The sequence below is a fragment of the Colwellia sp. 6_MG-2023 genome (genome assembly GCF_030547765.1).
GTDB lineage: Bacteria > Pseudomonadota > Gammaproteobacteria > Enterobacterales > Alteromonadaceae > Colwellia.
In genome coordinates, this window is sequence record NZ_JAUOPP010000007.1 from 15,624 (window position 1) to 38,109 (window position 22,486).

The 22,486-nt window shown below is 37.1% G+C and carries 18 protein-coding genes; 1 reads left to right on the forward strand and 17 read right to left on the reverse strand.

Features of this window, described 5'->3' with window-relative positions:
• Positions 1 to 69: 69 nt before the first annotated feature.
• The 16 genes from ftsA to Q4503_RS06300 form a co-directional block, all read right to left on the reverse strand.
• Positions 70 to 1,305 (reverse strand): cell division protein FtsA, encoded by a 1,236-nt coding sequence (ftsA, locus tag Q4503_RS06225; RefSeq protein WP_215974246.1) that lies wholly within the window; start codon positions 1,303 to 1,305, stop codon positions 70 to 72.
• Positions 1,298 to 2,230: a cell division protein FtsQ/DivIB gene (locus Q4503_RS06230; RefSeq protein WP_303601714.1), complete on the reverse strand. Its 933-nt coding sequence runs from the start codon at positions 2,228 to 2,230 to the stop codon at positions 1,298 to 1,300. Before Q4503_RS06230 ends, ftsA begins: the two co-directional genes overlap by 8 nt.
• Positions 2,231 to 2,259: 29 nt before the next feature.
• A complete protein-coding gene (locus Q4503_RS06235) occupies positions 2,260 to 3,201 on the reverse strand; it encodes a D-alanine--D-alanine ligase (RefSeq protein WP_215974244.1) in 942 nt (313 codons plus the stop codon).
• The gene (murC, locus tag Q4503_RS06240; RefSeq protein ID WP_215974243.1) at positions 3,202 to 4,650 is read right to left on the reverse strand and encodes a UDP-N-acetylmuramate--L-alanine ligase; all 1,449 of its coding nucleotides are present in this window, start codon (positions 4,648 to 4,650) and stop codon (positions 3,202 to 3,204) included. It abuts the gene before it with no gap.
• A 20-nt stretch (positions 4,651 to 4,670) separates the two neighbouring features.
• Positions 4,671 to 5,846, reverse strand: a complete 1,176-nt coding sequence (murG, locus tag Q4503_RS06245; protein ID WP_303601715.1) for an undecaprenyldiphospho-muramoylpentapeptide beta-N-acetylglucosaminyltransferase — start codon at positions 5,844 to 5,846, stop codon at positions 4,671 to 4,673.
• Positions 5,836 to 7,119 (reverse strand): cell division protein FtsW, encoded by a 1,284-nt coding sequence (gene ftsW / locus Q4503_RS06250; RefSeq protein ID WP_303601716.1) that lies wholly within the window; start codon positions 7,117 to 7,119, stop codon positions 5,836 to 5,838. The genes murG and ftsW overlap by 11 nt, the downstream gene beginning before the upstream one ends.
• Positions 7,116 to 8,573, reverse strand: a complete 1,458-nt coding sequence (gene murD / locus Q4503_RS06255; RefSeq protein ID WP_303601717.1) for a UDP-N-acetylmuramoyl-L-alanine--D-glutamate ligase — start codon at positions 8,571 to 8,573, stop codon at positions 7,116 to 7,118. The genes ftsW and murD overlap by 4 nt, the downstream gene beginning before the upstream one ends.
• Before the next feature lie 57 nt (positions 8,574 to 8,630).
• Positions 8,631 to 9,710 (reverse strand): phospho-N-acetylmuramoyl-pentapeptide-transferase, encoded by a 1,080-nt coding sequence (mraY, locus tag Q4503_RS06260; protein ID WP_215974239.1) that lies wholly within the window; start codon positions 9,708 to 9,710, stop codon positions 8,631 to 8,633.
• A complete protein-coding gene (gene murF / locus Q4503_RS06265) occupies positions 9,710 to 11,236 on the reverse strand; it encodes a UDP-N-acetylmuramoyl-tripeptide--D-alanyl-D-alanine ligase (protein ID WP_303601718.1) in 1,527 nt (508 codons plus the stop codon). The genes mraY and murF overlap by 1 nt, the downstream gene beginning before the upstream one ends.
• Positions 11,233 to 12,858, reverse strand: a complete 1,626-nt coding sequence (locus Q4503_RS06270) for a UDP-N-acetylmuramoyl-L-alanyl-D-glutamate--2,6-diaminopimelate ligase (protein ID WP_303601719.1) — start codon at positions 12,856 to 12,858, stop codon at positions 11,233 to 11,235. The genes murF and Q4503_RS06270 overlap by 4 nt, the downstream gene beginning before the upstream one ends.
• Complete coding sequence (locus tag Q4503_RS06275; protein WP_215974236.1) at positions 12,851 to 14,617, reverse strand: penicillin-binding protein 2; 1,767 nt, start codon at positions 14,615 to 14,617, stop codon at positions 12,851 to 12,853. The genes Q4503_RS06270 and Q4503_RS06275 overlap by 8 nt, the downstream gene beginning before the upstream one ends.
• 57 nt (positions 14,618 to 14,674) lie before the next feature.
• The gene (gene ftsL, locus Q4503_RS06280) at positions 14,675 to 15,001 is read right to left on the reverse strand and encodes a cell division protein FtsL (RefSeq protein WP_215974235.1); all 327 of its coding nucleotides are present in this window, start codon (positions 14,999 to 15,001) and stop codon (positions 14,675 to 14,677) included.
• 17 nt (positions 15,002 to 15,018) lie between these two features.
• Positions 15,019 to 15,969 carry a 16S rRNA (cytosine(1402)-N(4))-methyltransferase RsmH gene (rsmH, locus tag Q4503_RS06285; RefSeq protein WP_215974234.1) on the reverse strand — a complete coding sequence of 317 codons (951 nt, stop codon included), beginning with the start codon at positions 15,967 to 15,969 and terminating at the stop codon, positions 15,019 to 15,021.
• Between the two features lie 33 nt (positions 15,970 to 16,002).
• Positions 16,003 to 16,461 carry a division/cell wall cluster transcriptional repressor MraZ gene (gene mraZ, locus Q4503_RS06290; RefSeq protein WP_215974233.1) on the reverse strand — a complete coding sequence of 153 codons (459 nt, stop codon included), beginning with the start codon at positions 16,459 to 16,461 and terminating at the stop codon, positions 16,003 to 16,005.
• A gap of 502 nt (positions 16,462 to 16,963) precedes the next feature.
• Positions 16,964 to 18,010 (reverse strand): GGDEF domain-containing protein, encoded by a 1,047-nt coding sequence (locus Q4503_RS06295; protein WP_303601720.1) that lies wholly within the window; start codon positions 18,008 to 18,010, stop codon positions 16,964 to 16,966.
• Positions 18,011 to 18,499: 489 nt separating this feature from the next.
• Positions 18,500 to 20,308: an acyl-CoA dehydrogenase C-terminal domain-containing protein gene (locus Q4503_RS06300; protein WP_303601721.1), complete on the reverse strand. Its 1,809-nt coding sequence runs from the start codon at positions 20,306 to 20,308 to the stop codon at positions 18,500 to 18,502.
• A gap of 233 nt (positions 20,309 to 20,541) precedes the next feature.
• Here Q4503_RS06300 and Q4503_RS06305 point away from each other — a divergent pair, with 233 nt between their 5' ends.
• The gene (locus Q4503_RS06305; protein ID WP_303601722.1) at positions 20,542 to 21,504 is read left to right on the forward strand and encodes a hypothetical protein; all 963 of its coding nucleotides are present in this window, start codon (positions 20,542 to 20,544) and stop codon (positions 21,502 to 21,504) included.
• A 31-nt stretch (positions 21,505 to 21,535) separates the two neighbouring features.
• On the opposite strand, the gene Q4503_RS06310 is transcribed toward Q4503_RS06305, so the two are convergent.
• The gene (locus Q4503_RS06310; protein WP_303601723.1) at positions 21,536 to 22,468 is read right to left on the reverse strand and encodes a Dyp-type peroxidase; all 933 of its coding nucleotides are present in this window, start codon (positions 22,466 to 22,468) and stop codon (positions 21,536 to 21,538) included.
• Positions 22,469 to 22,486 lie beyond the last annotated feature (18 nt).

Sequence of the window (22,486 nt, forward strand, 5' to 3'; positions counted from 1 at the left end):
TTTCTTCTAAATTAGTCAGAAAAATTCTGACTTACAAAACAACTTCTGTGCAGGCGATTATTAAATTACTTAAAACTCACCTTTAAACCATGAACAAAAACGTGACCATGCTCCGGTCACCCCTTCTGATTTATTATTTTCCTTTAAGCCCGATTCATGAGCTTTCATACCATAATGCAGTAAACCTACAACTGTGGCATAAGTTGGGTCATCTACATATTCTTTCAACCCTTGAACTGCTATTGGTGAAGCAATACGCACTGGCATTTGAAAAACTTCTTCAGCAAACTCTTCTACCCCTTCCATTTTCGATGTGCCGCCGGTTAATACATAACCCGCTGCAATTTGGTCTTCTAAACCGGCTTCACGTACTTCATCTTGAATGAGTTCGAATAATTCTTGGTATCTTGGCTCTACAACTTCCGATAATGTATGGCGAGACATAGTTCGTGCTGGACGACCACCAACGCTTGGTACATCTATACTTTCTTCCATACTAACTAAGTGCCTTAATGCACAGGCATATTGCACTTTAATATCTTCTGCATGACTCAATGGTGTTCTAAAAATTTTAGCAATATCACTAGTGACTTGATTTCCTGCTACAGGAATAACTGCCGTATGGCGTAATGCGCCACCCGTGAATATTGATATATCCATAGTACCTGCCCCCATATCAACGACACAGATACCTAATTCTTTTTCATCATCGGTAAGTATTGAATAGCTAGAAGCTAATGCTGAAAATATCAGTTGATCAGCAGTTAAATTACAACGCTCAACACATTTTACCAAATTTTTAGCCATGTCATTCGCACAAGTAATGATATGTACTTTAGCTTCCATTCGCACACCAGACATACCAATAGGACTTTTAATACCGTCCTGACAATCTATACTATACTCTTGCGGTAACACATGTAACATACGACGTTCTGCCGAAATAGGCACACTGCGAGCGGTATGAATTACGTTGTCGACATCTTCTTGAACCACTTCTTTGTCATTAATTGGCACCATGCCATTTTCGTTTTGACAACTAATATGTTTTCCAGAAATATCTAAATAAATTGAGCTAATTTGACAATCGGCCATCAGCTCAGCTTCATTTATCGCTCTCTGAATTGACTGAATCACTAAGTTCAAGTCATTAACACCACCTTTATCCATACCACGTGCAGGTTGATTACCAACACCAACAATACTTAATTGGTTGTCGGGAGTAATTTCACCAACCGCGACGGATATTTTAGATGTGCCTATATCTAGTCCAACAACTAAATTTCTTTCTGTAATTTTAGACATTCAGGGTCAACTCTTCTGTGTGTAGCTTATTACGGCTAAATAAATCATCTCGAAACTTATAAATTGGAACCATAGACTCTTGCAGCACATGCTTTTTAAGCATTCCAATACGGCTTTTTCTTTGCTGCTTGTCAACACTAATACTCGATGACAAATCGTCTTTTTCCTTCCAACCAACAGCCAGCCCGGTATCATAACGTAAATCGATATAATCAACCGCTTGTTTTAACTCTTTTTTGCTTTTATTTTGCTCAAGTAAGTGTTCGTTGATTAAAGGATATACATCCATAAACCTTTGTACCCGCTTCACCCTCTCTTCACGACCTAAATTCAGCCTGATACCGTTGTTTAAGGTAAGTTGCCATGAGAAACGCTCACCAAGTATTAATTCATCAATCGCTAAGTCTCTGTACTCTAATAAATCATTCAAATTGTTAAAATTCTGTAATGCTAATAGTTCGCTTCCTTCAGGACCAAAAAATTGAGGTAATGTTTGTTTAATAGCCTTTTGCTCTGCTTGAAACGCTTTACCAAATTTATTTAATATAAAATCACCATTCCAGAGCGCAATAGGGGTTTGATCAACAACATATATTCTCACCTCATTAGGCCATTGTTTTCTTACTGCAACTGAATAAACCCACGGTAATTTAGATACTTGAGATTGTATTTCATTAACATCAACTTGAAAAAAGTTGCCTAAATCAATGTTACTCATCGACTCTAATACTTCGGTACGTTGGGTATATGGCATCTCCCCCATAATCACAATAGAATTTACCGGTGAACGTTCTCGCTCAATAAAAACTTCTGATAACCACCAACCTAAACTAAATAAGCCAATAAGTACGCACACGAAAAACGCCAAACCTACGCCAAAAGCGATAGTTTTTTGATTTTCCGGTGTTAACTGCTTATCGTTCATTTAGTTACCTATTTCCAATAATACGGTGTTTACAAGCTTATATTTACTATACGTTCAACCAAATCACTAAAACCTATACCATGCACTTTTGCCGCTTTAGGGACTAACGATGTTTCTGTCATACCTGGTACCGTATTTACTTCTAATATTTGCCAATTACCTGCACTGTCTTTCATTAAATCAACACGTCCCCAGCCACTAGCACCTGTTGATTTAAAGGCTTGTAATGATAGTGCTTTAATTACTTCTTCTTCTGCTTCTGGTAGCCCACATGGACAATGATATTGCGTACTATTAGATTGATATTTTGCTTTATAATCATAAAACTCCCGTGGAGTTTCCATATGAATAGCAGGTAACGCTTCATCGCCTAAAATTGCCACGGTATATTCAGGTCCATCAATCCAGGCTTCTAACAATACGTCGCCATCAAAACTAAAAGCTTCGATTAATGCGTTATGTAATTTTTCTGGAGAATCAGCCATTGCCATCCCAATACTTGAGCCTTCATGAGCAGGTTTTACCATCACTTTCCCACCTAAATCTTTAAGCTGTTGCTCAACATCAAGTGACGTAAACTCTGCCTTAGTAACAACGGCAAAGGGTGCTGTTGGTATGTTAGATGCTTTAAATATTTGCTTACTACGGACTTTATCCATTGATAAAGCAGAGCCTAAAACATTCGATCCTGTGTAAGCAATACCTAAGTACTCTAATGCCCCTTGTAAACAACCATCTTCTCCCCCTCGACCATGTAAGGCGATAAACACTCGCTTAATATCCTGCGTGACTAACTCTGTTAACAGCGTGTATTTGGTATCAATTAATACCACATTAAAACCTGCTTTTTTTAATCCTTGAGCAACAGCTGCTCCTGATTTAAGAGAAACTTCTCGCTCTGCCGAGTTACCACCATAAAGCACAGCAATGACGTCTTTTTTGATCGATTCTTTCACGGCTACAGTATTCATTTACTTTGTCTCTTCTGTTACTAACAAAGGGTTGTTTGATAAGTCTCTCGCAACCGTACCAATACTACCTGCCCCCTGAGTTATCACCATATCGTCATCTTTTAACTGTGCTAACAATAATTCAGGAAGCATCTCTACATCACTCACGTAAACTGGTTCAATTTGCCCACGTTGACGAATAGAACGAGCTAAGCTTTTACTATCTGCTGTGGCAACAGGAGTTTCGCCAGCAGCATAAACATCAAGTAAAAACAAACAGTCAACTTCGGATAAAACTTCAACAAAGTCTTCGTATAAATCACGGGTTCTTGAATAACGATGTGGCTGAAAAATCATAACTAAACGTTTATTTGGCCAACCGGTTCTCATTGCCAATATAGTTGCTTTAACCTCACTTGGGTGATGACCATAATCATCAACAAGCACCATATTTCCTGCTGGTGTTGTTAAGCTAGCAAGTTGCTCAAAACGACGCCCTATACCTGCAAACTCAGTTAGCGCTTTACAAATAGACTCATCATCAATACCTTCATCTTTGGCAACGGCAACACCTGCAAGTGCATTTAATACATTATGCTGGCCAGGTAAATTTACACTCATATCAAGCGGAGGTTGGCCATCTATCTCAACAGTAAAGTAACTAACGCTACCATCTTGTTGATAATTTGCTGCACGAATATCTGCATCTTCAGAAAAACCATAAGTAATAACTTGGCGACTAATACGTGGTAATAATTCACGCACAACCGGGTTATCAATACAAACCACAGCTAAACCATAAAATGGCAAGTTATGTAAAAACTCAATGTAGGTGTCTTTTAATTTTTCAAAATCACCTTGATAAGTCTCCATATGATCCGCATCAATATTGGTGATCACCGAAACCATCGGCTGTAAATGCAAAAATGATGCATCACTTTCATCGGCTTCAGCCACTAAGTAACGACTACTGCCCAAACGAGCATTAGTGCCGGCACTATTAAGTAAACCACCAATAACAAACGTAGGATCTAACTGTCCTTGCGCAAAAATACTAGCAATCAAACTTGTTGTTGTCGTTTTTCCATGCGTACCTGCAATGGCAATACCATGTCGAAAACGCATAAGCTCAGCGAGCATTTCTGCGCGGCGAACAACAGGAATACGTAGTGCTTTAGCTGCAAGTAACTCTGGATTGTTTTTTTCTATTGCAGTTGAAACAACAATGACACTTGCCTCTTCAACATTTTTACTTGCATGGCCTATGGTGATCGTTGCTCCAAGAGCAAGTAAACGTTTTACGACTTGATTTTCGCCAATATCAGAGCCTGATATTTGATACCCTTCATTTAGCAGTACTTCAGCAATGCCGCCCATACCTGCGCCGCCAATACCAACAAAATGGATACGTTTAACTCGACGCATTTCAGGTACATTCATTTTATTCTTACTCATTACTTTTGGGCTCATATAATTACTCATATTCTGTTCTAAGCAGCTGCGAGTTGCTGACAAATACTCGCGACTTTATTCGTTGCATCGGCATCCGCAGCAGCAAAGGCTGATTTTGCCATTTTTTGCAAAATTTGCGGATCACTAAATAGCTCATTTAATTGTGTAGTTAGCATCTCATTGGTTAATTCATTCTGCTTAATCAAAATACCTGCCTCACGAGACACTAAATATTGAGCGTTTTTGGTTTGATGATCATCAACAGCATGAGGTAATGGCACAAGGATGGACGGCTTTGCAGCCATCGCTAATTCAGATACAGTTAAAGCACCCGCTCGACAAATCACAATATCTGCCCATTGGTAAGCACTCGCCATATCATCAATAAACTCAGTCACTTTTACCTTGCCATCAGCTAAACTCTGTTGGTTATAGCTATTGATAACATTGTCTTTTTTTCCTTTACCCGTTTGGTGCCAAATATTAAAAGGCAATAATGTCTCCTTGTGGATATCGTTTATTGCGCTACTTTTATTGTGATTTTTATCACCAATATTCACTAATTTTTCAAAGCTTATTGGTACAATTTCATTTAATACTTGAGCACCTAAACTGCCACCAACAACTAAAATGTTGTGGCTACTTTTAACTGTTTCTTCATTTTTATTTTTAGTCGCCTTATTGCCAATGCTTGCTCTAAGTGGGTTACCAACAACTTGTGCTGTTACTTCTTGTTTAAAGGCATTCGGAAATGCACAGCAAACTTTAGTAGCAATTCGTGCTAATAAACGATTTGTTAACCCCGCAGCTGCGTTTTGCTCATGTAAAACTAGCGGCTTATTCATTAACCACGCAGCTAATCCTCCAGGACCACTAGCATAACCACCCATGCCTAGTACCACATCAGGTTTAACTTTTCGAATAACACGTAAAGCCTGCAATAAAGAGTTCATGAGTTTAAATGGCAGCTTTAACCACGTGATCAACTTTTTATTACGTAAGCCAGTAATCGTAATAAATGATATTTCAAAACCACTAGCAGGCACAATTTGCGCTTCCATACGATCAGATGTACCTAACCAATGAATAGCCCAACCTTCATTTTTTAATTTTTCAGCAACTGCAAGACCAGGAAATATATGCCCTCCTGTACCACCCGCCATGACCAACAAAGTAGGCTTTTTTTTCAAACTAGAATACACGTTAGTTTTCATTATCGCCTCCTAGCTTTTTTGTTTTTCTTTTTGAAGAAGTCGCTTGAATACTCTGCATTCTCAATTCATGATCAATACGAATTAAAATAACCACAGCCAGAGTCATAATGATCATAGAGCTGCCACCATAACTAATGAGTGGCATCGTTAAGCCTTTAGTAGGAACTATACCCGCACTCGCTCCAATATTAACCGCAGCCTGAAAGCACATCCAAATACCAATTGCGTAAGCAAAAAAGGCTTCAAAAAACTTCTCTTTAACTAAAGCTTTCTTTCCTAAAACAAGTGCTTTACATACTAATGTCATACTAAGTAGCAAAATAACCGTAACCCCAAAGAAACCAAATTCTTCGGCTAAAACGGCCATAACAAAATCGGTATGAGCTTCAGGTAAGTATTCTAATTTTTGAATACTATTTCCTAAACCTTGACCAAAAACCTCTCCTCGCCCATAAGCCATTAAAGATTGTGTTAATTGATAACCGCTACCAAAAGGGTCTTGCCAAGGATCTAAAAAGCTTGTAATTCGACGCCAGCGATAAGGTTCAAATATTGCTAACAATGTTAACAGTAATAAGCCTACCGAAGCTAAACTTACGAATTGCCAAAGCTTTGCACCAGCTAAAAATAATAAACCGAAGGTTGTGACAAACATCACAATAATGGTACCCAAGTCAGGTTGTCTTAATATTAAGACCGCCAATACAGCAAAAACGACTAAGGGTTTAGCAAAGCCTCTCCAATCTTCCATAACTTGATCACGACGACGCACTAAATAAGCAGCCAAATAACAAAAGAAAAATAGTTTAGCTGGCTCTGCCGCTTGCAGTGTAATAGGGCCTAAGGCAATCCAACGTGTTGAACCATTTACAGAACGACCAACAAGCAGTACTGCCACTAACAGCACAATGCCAAAGATTAATAAATAACTGCTATTTTTTTGCCACCACGACATGGGTATTTGTAAAGCAACAGCAGCAATACCTAAGCTCAGTACAATATAAATGCTATGACGAATAACAAAATGAAATGGATTATTAAAAAGTCGCTCAGCGACAAGCATAGATGAGCTTGCCACCATAATTAATCCGATCATGTACATTAAAAGTGCTATAACAACAAAACTTCGGTCAAAAACCATCCCTTGTTGTGGCGTAGACTCACTATTAAAAACTTTCATGACATTACTACTAATATTCGCAGTAATATCTGACAAAATAGAGAATCTAGCGGTTTTTTCAGTATTATCTAAGTCTATTGAAGCGCCTTTCATAAGCCCTCCTTTGCTAGCTGAGTAACCGCTGCCATAAACTGTTCACCACGGTCAACAAAACTCTTAAACATATCTAAACTAGCACAGGCAGGTGAAAGTAGAACAACATCACCTGCTTTAGCATACGCATTAGCGACTTGAACCGCTTCTTGCAAACTTACAACTTTACTGACATTGGCCTGATTAGTAACTATGTTAGCAATACTATCGCCATCTTTACCTAAAGTAATCACTTGGCTAACATATTGTGCTAAAGGTGCAGATAAAGGTGTAAAATCAGCACCTTTACCATCACCACCAGCAATAAGAATCAAGCGCGGTTTTGTATCGCTTTCTGAACTCAACGTTTGCGCCAAGCCATTAATTGCCGCAAGTGTCGCACCTACATTTGTAGCTTTAGAGTCATTAATCCACGTGATATTGTCTTGAGTCTTAATACGTTGACATCGATGTGCTAAACCAGTGAAACCAGCTAAATTATCAACAAGCTTAGTCAATGACCAACCCGCACAATAACCAAAGGCTAACGCGGTTAAATAATTGAGTGCATTATGCATTCCAGCTAAAGGAAGTTCTTCTAATGCAATCAAATTTTGCTTGCCAAAAGCTAAGTAGGCTTTGCTGTTTTCAACAGTAACCCCAAACTGATTTTCAGCTGGAGCATCACTACCAATTGAAATTGTTGGTTGTGATGGATTAGGTGTATTTGTTGTGGCATCGTCACGATTAATAATCGCTACCTTACCTTGGTGGTAGATACTTTGCTTAATCCGTATATAATTTTCCATTGTTTGATGTCGATCAAGATGATCATCACTTACGTTTAAAACACTCGTGGCAATGGCTTTCATACTGGTAAGCGTTTCCAGTTGGAAACTTGATAACTCTAGAATTAAAAATTCAGGTAACGCATTGTTTTTTGAAAAGCTAGTACTCACTATTTTATCGGTAAATATATCTAATACTGGCTGACCTATATTTCCACCAAGTTGTGCTTTAATTCCCAAACAATTAGCTAAATAGGCAAGTAATGAAACCACGGTGGATTTACCGTTTGAGCCTGTTAATGCTAAAATATCAATTGGCTTATTATCTTCTTCAAGACCGTATTCTTGATTCAATTGACAGAATAATTCGACGTCACCCATCACCTGACAATTCGCACTAATATATTGAGCAATATTATTAGCAACACTATCAATGCCAGGGCTGATTAAAATGATATCTGCACTGGTAATTAAGTCAGTTTGCCACTTACCTAGATATAAACTAGCGGTAGGAAAATCTTGAGAAAATTGCTGTTCGGTATAATCTCCAGAAAATGGGTTTTCACGTGAGTCATTAACAGCAAAACACAAACCTAGAGCGCTAAGGTAGCGAGCACAGGATAACCCTGTGATACCTGCACCCAGTACTAATATTTGTTTATGTTTCATGTCTGATAACAATGCCATTCTCTGTCTCTAGTTGTGTTGATATTTAAATATTTTAAGTTGTTTATCGCACGCTAGTTATCTTAATTTTAATGTTGCCAATCCAACCAACACTAAAATAAATGAAATAATCCAGAAGCGCACAATCACTCTTGGCTCTGGCCAGCCTTTTAATTCGTAATGATGATGAATAGGTGCCATACGAAATATTCGTTGTCCGCGCATTTTATATGACCCAACCTGTAAGATTACAGAAACAGTTTCCATAACAAACACACCACCCATAATAAATAATACTAATTCTTGTCTGACTAATACTGCTATTACCCCTAACGCTGCACCAAGTGCTAAAGAACCAACATCTCCCATAAAGACTTGTGCTGGATAAGTGTTAAACCACAAAAAACCTAGTCCGGCACCGACAATAGCGGTACAAACAATAACAAGTTCAGAGGTCATCGCTATATAAGGAATATTCAAATAACCAGCAAAGTTTACGTTGCCCGTAACGTAAGCGAAAAAAGCAAAAGCACCGGCAACCATAATGGTGGGTACTATCGCTAATCCATCTAATCCATCGGTTAGGTTGACAGCATTACTGGTTCCAACAATAACGAAATAAGTCATTACAATATAAAAGATACCTAATTGAGGCATGACATCTTTAATGAAAGGTATCAGTAAAAAAGTTTGATCAGGGTGAGATATTTGATATAAAAATATTGCTGTCGTTAACCCGGCAACTGTCTGCCAAAAATACTTCCACTTAGCAATTAAGCCATTAGAATCTTTACGAACAACTTTACGATAGTCATCAACAAAACCAATAAGACCAAAGCTTACAACCACAAATAACACAACCCAAACATAAATATTGCTCAGGTTTGCCCACAATAAAATACTAACCACAATCGCAGCGAGAATAAGTATCCCCCCCATGGTTGGTGTGCCTGATTTTGATAGATGACTTTCAGGACCATCATCACGAACAGTTTGACCTATTTGCATTTTTTGCAAATAGCGAATCAATTTAGGACCAAAATACAAGGAAATAAATAACGCAGTTAACGTGCTAATAATGGCACGAAATGTTAAATATGAAAAAACATGAAACACACTATAATACTGAGTTAAATATTCCGCTAACCAATGTAACATTAAGCATTATCCTTTTTGTGTGAGCTAAGTGTACTTTCATTTAAAATTTGATCTTGTTGTTGCTTTGCATGCCAGTTAAGAATATCTTCCACAACATTTTCCATATGCGCACTACGTGAGCCTTTAACTAATACTTTGTTTTTTTGATCGGTATTGCTCTCATTTTCTAATAGATTCGCCAAATAGGCGTTAAGGGTATCTTTATTATCAAAATGTTCACTAATTGCTGTATTATTCATTGCAAAAGCATCGCGCGTATTTTTACTTAAAACACCTAATGTTAATAAAACATCAATTCCTTGATTTTGAGCATATTCACCAATTTCTTGATGATAACTAGCAGCATCGCTACCTAACTCACCCATATCACCTAACACCAAAATTCTTTTTCCTGAATAACTTGCAAGTAAAGCCACTGCCGCTTTAATCGAATCGACATTGGCATTATATGTGTCATCAATCAGCCTAATTTCGTTACTCACTTTTGTTTTAGCTAAATGATGAACATTTAAACGTCCTTTTACCGGCGCCATATCAGCTAAACCCAGTTGAATATCTTTCAATGTTGCACCGCATTCAATCGCGACTGCTGCTGCTGCTACGGCATTACACACATTATGTTTTCCAGGAATGGGCAACTTAATAACACATTGTCCAAGGGAGCTTTGTAAATCAAAACTTGCACAACCATTCTCGTCTAACGATGCGTTTTCACTATAACAATCTGCCTGAGAGCTTGTTTTATCATCACTAACTCGGGTACATGAGAAAGTGCGTACTTGCTTGTCAGTTAAACGCCACTGCCATTTATCAGTGTATTTACTCGCATGGTTATATAACGCAACACCGTTACTAGGTAAGCCTGAAAAAATCTCACCTTTAGCACGAGCAACCCCACATAAATCACCAAAACCTTCTAAGTGGGCAGCAGCAATGTTGTTAATCATCGCGACATCAGGCTTGACTAATTCTGTGGTATAGGCGATTTCCCCCATGTGATTAGCACCCATTTCAATAACAGCAAACGCATGTTTATCTTCTAAACGCAATAAAGTCAGTGGTACGCCAATATCATTGTTGAAATTGCCATTCGTTGCTAAAACATTACCTAAACGAGATAAAATGGCCGCAATCATTTCTTTTACTGTCGTTTTACCACTACTGCCTGTTATACCAATAGTTTTTGGTGCTACTTGTTGCTTAACATAAGCACCAATTTTTCCAAGTGCGATACGTGTATCATCAACAATAATTTGAGCTACTTTATTACTATCAATATTCTCAATCTTGTGATCTACCACTAAAACTTGGCAACCATAGTCAATCACTTGCTGTACAAAAAGATGACCATCAAAATTGGGTCCTTTGAGTGCTAAAAATGCACTCTGCTTCTCGGCAGCCTGCTGTAATTTAAATTCTCGAGAATCTGTCACAACATTATTAACTTCAAGCATCTTCATCGAATCATCGCAAATTAAATCGCCATTTATTGCGGTCGAAAATGTAGATAATGCTATGCTAATCATTGTAATTCACCAACTACTGAAGAGTCTGCACTGTGATAATTTGCAAAGAAATTTTTCACAATATCGCGTTCGTTATAATCAATTTTTTCACACCCTAAAATAATATAATCTTCATGGCCTTTACCCGCTAATAGCACCACATCATTTGCTTGTGCTTTTGCTAATGTTGCTAACACTGCTTCTTTTCTATCAACAATTACCTGTACTTTGCACTGTTCATTAAGCCCAGCAAGTACATCATCAATAATGTTCATGGGCTGTTCAGTACGCGGATTATCATTAGTAACAATTAACTGGTCAGCATATGTTTGCGCCGCTTGCGCCATTAGTGGTCGTTTACCTTTATCTCGATCACCTCCACAGCCAAAAACAACAAATAAATTACCGTCACAATGCTGTCGACATGCTATTAATGCTTTCTCTAATGCATCAGGGGTATGTGCATAATCAACCACAGCGGTAGGTGATGGAGCATAAGTAGATGAAAAAGCTTCCATCCGTCCAGAAATAGGTTTTAATACTTTAACTTGCGCGGCTATAGCAGTTAACGACACGTTTTCAATTAACATCACAGCAATCACGGCGAGTAAGTTGTCAATATTGAAGTCACCTAGTAACGGGCTATGTATGTCAATATCGCCAAGGTGTGTACACAAAGTAAAATCAACACCTTGATGATGGTGTTTAATATTTTGACAAGTTACAAACTTTGCGTGTTGGCGTATATTTTTACTACGACCATAAAGCCAAGTATTATACAGCGATAAGTTTTCACTCGTGGGCCAATTAGCTAACCAACGTTGCGTTTGTTCATCATCACCATTTAATACTGCAATTTGTTTTTCATTCGGGGTAAATAGCTGTCTTTTAGCGGCAGCGTAAGCAGCCATAGTGCCATGATAATCTAAATGATCACGGCTTAAATTAGTAAAAATAGCTATATCAAAGGTATTTCCGGTTACTCTGCCTTGCTCAAGCGCATGAGAGGAAACTTCCATAGCAATATGAGTAATGCACTCATCATTTAGCTTTTTGGGGCTAATATCATTGTGGCTAAAACGGAAGAATAATTGCATTAAATCTGTAGCACTAGGCGTGGTATTATCTAATACTTCTAAATTATCAACCATGCCAGCGCCATTTGTGCCTATAACACCACAAGGTTTGTGACAATTTGTTAGCGCTTGTCCTAACAGTTGACTAATACTGGTTTTCCCGTTTGTACCGGTAATACCAATCATAGTCATGCTTTTTTCAGGTGACTGATAATAGGCACTCGCTAGTGCGAAAAGCTTTTTATTAAGCTGATAAAAACTAATAATCGCTACTTGCTTATTAGTTGATTCACTAAAATAACTATTACCGTGCTCTTCTTCAGTTTCACATTCCGATAAAACTAGCTTGGCACCACGTTTAATAGCTTGCTCAATATACTGACGACCATCTTGAGCATAACCAATAATGGCACAAAAAATATCACCACAACTTATCATGCGGCTATCATTTGTTAAATGACCTTGGTCACCATCAAAGTTTAACTGTGTAGGTAAAACAATAGAAAAGTCTTGTAATACTTGTTTGATAAAAGCAGTTGAAGGCTTATTGATTGATAAATTAGACATCATTAGCCTCCCTATACAAAATATTTGGCTGAGCTTCGCTTGTTATAGATCCTTGTCTTAACGCTAATTTATCATCAGCATCAGGAGCAACATTTAAAACACGTAATGCACCTTGCATTACTCGCGAAAATACTGGCGCAGCTACTTCACCACCGTGATACAAATCTCCACCTGGATCATTGATGACCACGACAACAACTATTTGTGGATTACTAATAGGCGCAACGCCTGCAAATAATCCAACATAATCATTACCATACCCACCAGCGACAGCTTTAAAGGAAGTTCCTGTTTTACCACCGACACGGTAACCTTCAACTTTTGCTTTTTGTACATGTTTATCTACGACCTTTTCGAGCATTTGAGTCACGGCTAATGAATTTTTTTCAGAAAAGACCCGTTCACCTTTTGGTTGATCATTTCTTTGAACCAGTGATAACTCACGCTTAATACCGCCATTAGCTAAAGTTGCATAAAATCGGGCTAGCTGTAACGGTGTAATTGCTAAACCATATCCCCAAGATAAAGTTGCCAATTCAAACTTTGACCAACGTTGCCTGTCATGCATCATACCTGAGCTTTCACCCACTAAATTGGTACCAGTACTATCAGCAAACCCGGCATCAAAAAACTTATCTAATAAGAAATTTTTAGGCACAGAAAGAGCTAACTTAGTCGTGCCCATATTTGATGAAGTAACTAAAATATCTTCAACCGAAAGCTTTCCTCTATCAATAGGATCATTAACACGTCTACCACCTAGACGCATCCAGCCTGGGCTAGTATCTATAATAGTTTTAGTATTCGCAGAGCCAAACTCTAATGCGGTTAACACTGTTAATGGCTTCATGGTAGAGCCAGGCTCATAAACATCGGTGATTGCACGATTTCTAAAGCGATGAATTGCCGTATTACTACGATTATTTGGGTTATATGAGGGGCTATTAGTTAACGCTAGTATTTCACCTGTATGAATATCAACCACCACCACAGAGCCTGAAGTTGCTTTAAATGCCTGTACTGCGCCTTTTAACTCTTTATAGGCTATCGCTTGAATACGTTGGTCAATAGTTAATTTAACATTTTGCGCTGCTTGTGCTTTTTCTACTGACAGTATTTCAATTTTCCTGCCAGAAGCATCTTTTCTAAAACGCTTATTACCGCCTTTACCCGTTAAAACTTCATCATATACGCGTTCAATACCTTCAATGCCTTTATCGTCAATATTTGTAAAACCAACTATATGAGCGCTGATTTCACCTGTAGGGTAAAAACGCTTTGACTCTTTACGTAAATAAATGCCTGGTATTTTTAATTCACGAATATATGTCGCCATTGCTGGAGAAATTTTTCGTTCTAAATAAACAAATCGTTTACTCGAACTACCAGCAACACGCGAGGTAAGCTCTTTAACATCTTGTCCCAAAACATCAGCAAGGGCTTGCCAATGCTCTTTCATTGACAAAGCATTGTTATCCATAATAATTTTAGGATCAGCCCACACCGTTTCTACTGGCACACTAATCGCTAATTTATCACCGTTTCTATCAACAATGGTGCCTCGTTGTACCGTATTAGCAGCAACACGCATAGAACGCATATCACCCTGCTTTTTTAACATATCGGGTTCGATAACCTGAATATAAGCACTACGCGCTAGTAATCCACTATAAATCAAGACAACAACACCTATCACAACGTAATAACGCCATGCTGTTGTTGTAGGTTGACTACTGCGGTTATTTACTTTTTTATTCATTTAACTAACGTGCTTAATGGTTGTTTTCTTTCGGACTAAAGCCCAACCGATAAAGGATTATTTTAAGGTGACAATTATTTCTGAATCGGCATCAGCTCGCTTCATGTTTAACATTTTATTCGCTCTACTTTCTATGGCGCTGTGCTCTGCCAAACTATTTTGCTCTAACAATAAATTACGCCATTCAATATCTAATTCATCTCGTTGTGTATATAACTGCTCTAATTCACTCGTTTTATGCCTATTCATATGTGTGTAATAAACAACTGAAAATGCTGACACCACCACTAATAACAATAAAATATAAGTGATAAAATGCTCTACAATATCTTGCCAAATATCCAGTACTAGTACCTGGCTTGATGTTGTTTTTTTGAGCGCCACGTGTTCATTTACCAAAATTAGTCAACTGAGTGGGATAAACGTTTAGCAATACGTAATACTGAACTACGTGAACGAACATTTTCTTCCACTTCACTTTTACTTGGTTTTAATTTGCGACCAATCAATTCAAGTTTTTTGCCTTTATTTAATTCTTCTTCTTTAATTGGCATACCTCGAGGAACTTTCTTACCCTGAGAGTGCTTTTTCATAAATTGTTTTACTAGTCGATCTTCTAACGAATGAAAACTTATTACGACTAGACGACCATCTTCGGCCAAAACCGATAAAGAAGCTGCTAAGGCTTTTTCTATTTGCTCCAACTCACTATTGATATACATTCGAATAGCTTGAAAGCTACGTGTAGCTGGATGTTTTTTAATTTCTCTTTGTGGCGCGGTGGTTTTGATTAATTTAGCTAACTCACTAGTGCGTGTGAAAGGTGTTTCTTCACGAGCATCAACAATCGCATTTGCAATACGCCATGCATGTTTTTCTTCACCAAACGTTCTAAGTACCCAAGTAATATCTTCAACATCAGCAACAGCTAACCATTCTGCTGCTGTTTGCCCACGCGAAGTATCCATTCGCATATCTAACGGACCATCTTTCATAAAGCTGAAACCTCGTTCAGCCTCATCAAGTTGTGGGGAAGAAACACCTAAATCCAGTAAAATCCCATTAACTTTACCGGTTAATTCATGCTGTTCAGCTATTTCAGCGAGATTAGCAAAACCTTGATGTTCAATATGAAAACGCTCATCACTGCTAAACTTTTCTGCTGCAGCGATTGCACTAGGATCACGATCAATCGCAATCAATCGACCATTGGTAGATAATTTAGATAAAATCAAAGACGAATGGCCGCCACGACCAAAAGTACAGTCGATATAGCAACCATTAGGATCAATGTCTAAGCCATCAATCGCTTCTGTCAATAAAACAGAAATATGTGCTTTATCTAATTCCATGTTGTTTTTTATAACCTTATTAATTTAATTATTTTATAAAGATAAATCTAACAAACGATCAGTCAGTTCAATTTCACCTGATTGAATTTTATCTATACCTTGCTGTAATTGTGCTTGCCATGCTGACTCGCTCCAAATTTCAAACTTTTTCAATTGCCCAACCAACATTACTGATTTCTCTAAACCTGCATGCTTTTTTAATGGCCCATTAAGTAATAAACGACCATTTTTATCCATATCACAATCTGTCGCATTACCTAACAAAACTTGCTGCAATAAACGCTCTTGCTGATTCATGCTTGATAAATTACACAACTTTAATTCAATTTCTTCCCATTCAGGTAAGGGATACAGCAATAGGCACGCATGTTGAATATCAACAGTGCACACCATTTTCCCTTGGCAATCGGCAAACAATTCCTCACGATACCGTGTTGGTATTGTGATTCTATTTTTGCTATCAAGTGTAATTGCGCTAGCGCCTCTGAACATAGTTGAATACTTGCCTTATTGACTAAAGTTATTCGCTGATAATTTACTCGTTTATTTATAAGGTAGCTGCCATGATCCACAATTACCCACTTTTTACCACAATGATACAGTTTAGTGACTAAAGTAAAGTTATGTCAAGTGAATAATAGTGAAAACCAAGATAGGAACACGGGTCAAAACACTAGTAAAATTAAGGCCTAGATAAAGATATTTAGGAAGTGGATGAATTTGTGGGTTTTTGTGGATCTTTCATCCCAAAAAGTTATAAAAAATGATCATCAAAAGATTTTTATGAGTAAACTGAGGTTTATAATTTATGTAACAAGACTTTACTTTGATGATTAAATTAACAACACCAGTAAAGCTTAATTAAATTAGATCTAAAATAAGTATCAGTATTATTGAATAAATACGTGTAAGTTAATTATTAAATGAAGTTATAGTCAGCAATTGAAGTCCATAGCTCAAGCTCATAATTAACACCGATAAGTTAATAAATATGTTAATTATGATTTTTTATTTCGCTTTCCTTACTACCATCAACTACACAGTTTCGACCATTATCTTTAGCTAAATATAGACGTCGATCAGCTTTTAATAATAGATCATCTAAGCTTAAGCCATCATTACCATAGGTAGCAATGCCTGCACTGACAGTCATAGCTAACGTTACTTCATCATAAATAAAAGGCGTATCCTGTAATTGTTGTCTTAGTGAATCTACCTGCTTGTAACAATCTTGATCTTTAGAGCCAACAATAAGCAAAACAAATTCTTCACCGCCAAACCTAGCTAATAAATCAGTTTTTCGAACTCTATCTTTAATAAAGTTAGCGATATAGCATAAAGTTGCATCCCCAACGTGATGACCATGTTCATCGTTAATTTTTTTGAAATAATCTAAATCAAAAATAGCAACGGCTAAGGAAGATTTATGGCGTTTGGCATATTCGGCATATAAGGTAAAATTTTCTTTTAACTTCATACGGTTTGCTAAACCCGTTAATGTGTCTGTACTTGCTAACTCAAGCAAACGTTCTTCATTTTTTTCTCTATTCACTTCATATACGTGAGCTAGAGAGATCATCAAACAAGCGCCAAGAATTATATTCAATGAATCAGCAATATCTATCACTGAGTTGCCTTCTATAAAACGATAGTGATAAACAGAAACACCACTAACAATAAAGAATATTGAAACCCAGAAACCTTGTACACGTCCCATCATAAGATATGAAATCATGGGAATAGCGATTATCCAAACAAAAATAGATACCGATGTGTTTGGTACATACATGGCATAAACCATAGTAGTAAAAAACGGTAACAAGAAAATACTAACCCACCGTTGAAAATTAGAAATATATAAAATTTTACGCCATAAAAAAAAAGCAAAAAATGCAAATATCATTTCTAATATTGCTAACGACCAGAGTCCACGATAAAAATTAATAACAGAGAATGTTGCCCCGCCTACCATTACTAACAGTAACATTACACGCATAACACTACGTCTATATTGTAAATTTTGATCTAAATTATTCAGCATATAACTTCTCTTGTTACAACACTTTACGGCACGGCAACTATTTTTCATCTGTTGTTTTAACCAATGTAAAATAAACGATGAACACCAGCACGAAAAAGATTAAATATCTGTTAATTTTTTCGAGTTGAATTCATTTATTTTACAAATGGTAGAGTGGAACTCTTAAATAACCTTGCTTTAATATCGGTATAAAAAAACTAATATTGGCTTCCTTCACCAAGAATTAAACCAAGACATTATTATTGTAATTATTAACAAAACTCTGTTAATAATAAGTTTAACTATATTAATAAAAGCAGTTAATTTACTGTTTTTCAAGTTAATATTAGACATTAAGTCAAAATATTATAGCGAAATGATACCTTTTTATATACCAAACGGTAAAGTAAACTTTGTAAAAGACTATGAATGAGTTATGGGATACGATATAAAAACCCCGCACTAAGGCGGGGTCTACATACGTCAATTGTGGTTTATATAGTGAAGTAATTAAAACAATTCATCATCAATATTAAATAAGCAATCACAACCTGATTTAGCCGAAGCAATTAATGAAATACGACGAGGAAGTATACGTGAAAAGTAATAGCGTGCTGTATGCAACTTACTTTGATAGAAATCACTACCACTTTCACCATTATTTTCTTGCTGAGCTAAAGAAACATCAGCCATTCTAGCCCATATATAAGCCATTGCAGTATAACCAAAAACATGCAAATAATCGTTCGCTGATACACCAAGTTCATTAATATTAGCTTGTGATTTAGTTAATAAATCATCAGTAAGCTCAGTTAAATCATCAACAGCCAATGTTAGCGGAGTAATAAACTCCCCCATGGCTGCATTATTTTTAGTGGCTTCAATATAAGTGGTCACTTCATCAATGAATACATTTAACATAGCACCTTTAGAGGTAGCTATTTTACGTACTAATAAATCCATTGCTTGAATACCATTTGTTCCTTCGTATATTTGTGTAATACGTGCATCGCGTACTAGTTGCTCTTGCCCCCACTCACGAATAAAGCCATGTCCACCAAAAACTTGCTGCCCAGCAACAGTGTTTTCAAAACCTAAATCAGTAAAAAAGGCTTTGGCAACAGGTGTCATTAATGCCGCTAATGTTTCACCCTTAACTTGTTCTTCACCTTCACCATAGGTGGCATAATCTAATTGCATAGAGATATAACTTGAAAGCGCTCTAGAGCCTTCATTAAGTGCTTTCATGTTCAAGAGCATACGGCGAACATCACCATGAACCATAATAGAATCAGCTTCTTGGTTAGGATTTTTAACGCCATTAACTTTACTATCAAGCGAACGCCCTTGTAATCTATCTTTTGCATACTCTAGTGCGTTTTGATATGAACGTACTGCTGCACCTAACCCTTGAATACCAACGCCAATACGCTCGAAATTCATCATGGTGAACATACAAGCTAGCCCTTTATTCAATTCACCCACTAAATAACCTTTAGCGTCATCAAAATTCATAACACAAGTTGCAGAAGCATGAATCCCCATCTTGTGTTCAATAGAGCCACAACTAACATTATTACGCGCCCCTAAAGTTTCGTCATCATTAACATGAAATTTAGGTACTAAGAATAATGAAATACCACGAGGACCAGCAGGCGCATCAGGTAGTTTTGCTAATACTAGGTGAACAATATTTTCAGTAAGGTCATGCTCACCACCAGTGATAAAGATTTTATTACCAGTAACTTTATAGCTACCATCTTCTTGCGGTATCGCTTTAGTGCGTATAATGCCTAAATCTGAACCTGCGTGAGATTCAGTTAAACACATTGAAGCTGACCATTCACCTGAATACATACGAGTAAGGTAACGTTCTTTTAATTCTTCACTGCCGTGTTTTGCTAACGAAAGTGCGGCACCAGCAGTCAATACAGGATAAAGTGCAAACGAAATATCTGCACTACAAAGCATTTCTTCATGTAAAGCAGTTAGCATTTTTGGCATGCCCATACCGCCATAATTTACATCACCACCAAGTGCTGTCCAACCACCGTCAGCATAAGTGTTAAAAGCCTCTTTATATCCTGGCGCTGTAGTGACAACGCCTTCCTTAAAGCTCACTCCAGTTTCATCACCTTCTCGAGCGATAGGCGCAATTGCTTGCTCAGCGATTTTGGCGCATTCTTGTAAAATTGCTTCGGCTGTATCTTTGTCAACTTGTTCCGCTAACTTAGGTAATTTCTGCCACATTTTATCCGCTTGAAATACTTCATAAAGCAAAAAGCTCATGTCTTTTAATGGAACTTTATATTCAGCCACAACAACCCCTTAAAATTTCTTAAATTTAATAATTAATTTCATTAGTGCTATTTCAATAAGAAGAGTACTAAATCAAACGACCAATTCAAACAAGTGTTTTAATTCTACATTAATAATGATTAAAGTAAAGTTTAACGATAAATTACTACACTAAATTTGGTGTTTTACTTCTCTTAGGTTAGTGTTAAATAATGACTACTGAGTAAAGTATAGAAAATTTACTAGGAATTGCTGTGAACCCCTTCAAAATTACATTTTATCTCTTTTTATGCTGCGCCAGTTTTGTTGATGCGAAGCAAGTAAGCTTTTCTAAGTCTGCCGACAAGAATTATTATAATTTCAACTATCAATGGCTTGATCATAGTAACCAACAGCAATCGATCAGTTTTGCTTTAACTAAATCTGCATTATTTGAGCACTTTCGCGACCTAAAACCGTATCAAAGTGAATTCGCCCACAAAACGATTATGCATAGATTAAAAAAACAGTTAGATGAAGAGCCGTTAAATGCAGCTCAAGCTTTTTTCTTACAGAAAGATGGCGAAACGATAGTGCAAATTAAAGGGCAAGAAGATCAACAAATTGCACTTGCCTACAAAAAAGTAAAAGCAATAAAACAGGAAGCAACTAAACAATACCTCCAAGAAAATTATTATCAATTATTCAACACACATGATGGCGAAACAGGAATAAAAATAAATCATGCCGATGTTGCTAATGATTCACTCGTAGATTTCAAGCACTTAAAACCGATCATATTGGATAAGATTACTGCAAAAACCATTAGAAAAGTAACAGATTACGTGCTTGGATTCGTACAGTCTATTCCTTATTCTACGTTGGAATCACGTGTTACATCTTCAGGATCAGGCTTTAATTCACCAGCTAAATTATTATGGGAGAATCAGGGGGATTGTGATAGTAAAGTAACATTAACTGCCACTATATTGCGTACCTTGATGCCAAACGTTGAGATGGTAATGGTTTATATTGATAAACATGCTTTCATGGGAATTGCTGTTCCCGCTAAAGCTGGGGATACAACCTTAATACACCAAGGAGTTACTTATCTATTAGCCGAACCAACAGGCCCTGCACTTTACAAACTTGGTAAAATAGCCCCTGAGTCTGAATTAGCTATCGATCAAGGGCGCTATGTTGCTGAGGTTTTTTATTCTGACAATAATAACTCGTAAATACCAAATAGCTACGCACTACACGAAATAGCTATACGGAAATATTTCCAAGTGCCGTTAAAAAAGTTAAGCTTGGGGCAAAAAAAGCGGCACCTGTTTCAGCTTGAGTATATTTAAGTAAATGATCTACGTGGCCATGACCGTCACCATAAATCATGCTTTTTAACATTTTCTCAAATGGTTCAGGTGAATGACAATAAGAGACAAAGAATAGCCCTTGTTCCTTTACATCACCGTAAGGCATACTTTGTCTTAAAATTTCAATACTTTTACCATTTTCATCTTTTAAGCTAGTGCGCTTAGTATGAGCTGTTAATGGTTTTTTATCACTTTCATACTCAATATTATCTACTTTCGTACGCCCATAAACATCCTCCTGTTCTTCATTTTTCAACGAACTCCAGAGTGTTAAATTATGCTTGTAACGCTGAATGTGTAAATAACTACCGCTTGCAAAATTAGCGTCATCAGATTCTTGCACTAACGCAACATTTCTACGTTGCATACCTTGAGGGTTTTCAGTGCCATCAACAAAGCCGGTTAAATCTCGACCATCTAAGAAACGAAAAGCCTGAACTTGTTCAATTAGCTCAACACTATCAGCAAGTAGCTGACACACTTTAGAGCAAACAATATGATTAACATCAGAGCGATCACTACGGATTTCGATATAAATATCAACATTATTACTAGGGGCGACTCTGTCATCATTATCCATTGAAGGAAACGCTTTCAACAGTGCAGGACGTGCTTGCGGGTAGAATTCGTCCCAATAATTTGCACCTATAGCAACAACACCCGTTAAATTAGCTTCTGAAAATTGATCTGCATAATCATCAAATAATTCAGGTAAGCGAGACAAAGCAGTCCGAATAAATGCATTTCTATTATCTAACACATTAAAAAGTAAATAACTGCCATGTAAGTTTGGCTCTGCACAAACACCAAATTGTTCTCTAGCCATTTGAAATCCTGATAGTAA